The following is a 2351-nucleotide window of genomic DNA, read 5'->3' as shown; positions in this document are numbered from 1 at the left end:
TATTGACTTGGTTTCTTTTTGGTTCTAACCTTTGCGCCTGCAACATTTGGTAAAATTAATGTGTATTAAATGGGTGCTTTCGGCAGGGAGTGTTAAGTGAGTCAGACGGATAGGTTACTCGAGCTGTCGGTGTTAAGTTATCACCGGTTGTCACCACGTCAGGTGGCATTAAAACGTTTTGACGGTAATGGTGGCACACTGGGCCGGGCAGAGCATGCTGACTGGCATCTGCCGGATCCAGAGCGGGTGGTATCCAGCATTCATGGTCAAATTGCTTACCAGAGCGGTAGTTTCTGGATAACTGATCTTTCAACCAATGGTTTGTTTGTTAATCGTGCTGTTGCGCCACTTGGCAACGGTCAGAAGCATTTACTGACCGACGGTGATTTATTATGTCTGGGCGACTATGAAATTAACGTTGCCATTATATCCTCTCCTAGCCATGGCGAAACGGGAGCAGCGAGTTTGCCACAGAGCATGTCTGCGATTTCGCCAGGTCCGGGTCTGAAAGTCAGTGACTTTGCTGCAGCGCCTTTTCAGACTAATACACAAAATAATACACAAATTACCTCTGAAAGTAGCCACTACCAGCAAACCGACGGCTATCAGCAGACTAATGCGCTGGCCAGTAACGATATGCTGGATGAAAGTTTTAGCCCGCCACAGAGTATTATTCCCGATGACTGGCAACCACAGTGGCAACAGACTCCGTTGCCCAACGAACCACTGCAGCTGGCAACCAACCATGTCAGCTCGAAGGCTTCGCCAACGCTGGGTACAGGAAGTGCCGGGGCTGCAGTAGATGTGGGCGCTGAACAGGCGAATGCCGGGCAATGTTTACAGGCTTTTCTCAGTGCACTTAACGTTGCCACGCCGCCAGCACAGCAGCTACAAAACCCCGCCTGGTGGGGGCAGCTAGGTGAGGCGTTGCAGGCATCGTTACAAGGCATGATTGATGTTATGCGTTGCCGCTCAGCGTTAAAAAACACTTTACGGGTTAACCAGACTACGTTTGGGCAGCGGGAAAATAACCCGCTGAAATTCTCTGCCAATGTCACTGAAGCTTTCCATAACTTATTTAATCATAACGCCAGCAGCTTTATGGCACCGCAACAGGCGGTAAAAGCGGCTTTTGCCGATATCAGCGAGCACGAAGCGGCAATTATTGCCGGCGCCGCTGGCGCAATGCAGGGACTGCTTGCGCAACTGACACCGCAATTGATAGCACAGCGGGATTTTGGCGCCGGTTTTATCGATAAGGTGAACCCTGCGAAACGTTACAGTCGTTACTGGAGGCTTTATCAGGCCCTGCATCAGGAGCTGCTTGCTGAGGTGAGTCGCACTGCTAAAGGCGGGGTAAACGATGATTTTATTCGTGCTTATGAAAACTACTTAACCAAACAAAAATGACAGATCAACGGAGTTGTCAATTATGAAACGGATCACCCTACTGGTGATAGCTATGCTATCTGTGCTCTTAATAACGGGTTGTCAGGCTGTCTATGCCACTTTTCCACCTTCTACCACGCTGCATTTTCGGGTAGCCCAGGACATAAACCCGGATGCGGATCAGCGTCCATCGCCGGTGATTGTGCGGGTGTACGAGCTGGCGTCAAAAACCGTATTTGAAAATCAGGATTTTTTCGCGCTGTACGATAATCCTGAACAAACGCTACGTACCGATTTACTCAAAATAGATGAGCTGGTGTTTGAACCCGGGCAGCGCACCGAATACAAAATGGCCTTGCTACCCACTACCAAAGCAGTTGCTGTGATTGTGGCATACCGGGATATTGAAGGTGCCCGCTGGCGTGCAGTAGTCGATGTTAAACCAACCGGTTATGACGATTTTTATGTCTACGTGGACAAGCTTGCCGTGTATATCCGTGAACATGATTTAGAGCGGCCCAGCCGTTAACTGCGGCAGTTTGCCCGGAGTAGAACGTAAATGAGTGAATTCAGTAAAATTGCCTGGTCAGAAGGGATGTTTTTACGGCCGCAACACTTTCAACAGCAAGACCGCCATCTGCATTATAGCCAACAAAGCCGCCAGGCGCAGTTAGCGCCCTTTAGCTGGGGCGTCTACGACTATCAGCTGGACAGCCAGTGTTTAAAATTCAGCCAGTTTGGCTTAAGCCGTCTGCGCGGTATCCTGCCAGATGGCACTTTGCTGGAATTACCCGATATTGAGCCACTGCCGGCACCGCTTAGCATTACCAGAGGGTGTCGCGACCAGCAGGTGTATCTTTGCCTGGCGGTTGATAAAGCGAATGGTTTAAATATTGCTGAGCAACAGAGTGAACAGATAACCCGCTTTCATTTTGCTGATCATACCCTGACCGACACCAGCT

At 49.8% G+C, this 2351-nt stretch carries 3 protein-coding genes; all 3 read left to right on the top strand.

Going from position 1 to position 2351, the window contains the following annotated elements; genetic code table 11:
- The first annotated feature begins 96 nt into the window (after window positions 1-96).
- The gene (tagH, locus tag ABY802_RS16635; RefSeq protein ID WP_372628236.1) at window positions 97-1410 is read left to right on the top strand and encodes a type VI secretion system-associated FHA domain protein TagH; all 1314 of its coding nucleotides are present in this window, start codon (window positions 97-99) and stop codon (window positions 1408-1410) included.
- Between the two features lie 22 nt (window positions 1411-1432).
- Window positions 1433-1918 carry a type VI secretion system lipoprotein TssJ gene (gene tssJ, locus ABY802_RS16630; protein ID WP_372628235.1) on the top strand — a complete coding sequence of 162 codons (486 nt, stop codon included), beginning with the start codon at window positions 1433-1435 and terminating at the stop codon, window positions 1916-1918.
- A gap of 30 nt (window positions 1919-1948) precedes the next feature.
- A partial coding sequence (gene tssK, locus ABY802_RS16625; protein WP_372628234.1) for a type VI secretion system baseplate subunit TssK occupies window positions 1949-2351 on the top strand: 403 nt, incomplete at its 3' end.

This window comes from Arsukibacterium sp. (genome assembly GCF_041616895.1).
Lineage (GTDB): Bacteria > Pseudomonadota > Gammaproteobacteria > Enterobacterales > Alteromonadaceae > Alishewanella.
This window is presented reverse-complemented; position numbering and strand designations above follow the sequence as displayed.

Coding starts and splice junctions, on each gene's coding strand:
- tssJ (WP_372628235.1), top strand. CDS start 1,433: ATGAAACGGATCACCCTACTGGTGATAGCTATGCTATCTGTGCTCTTA.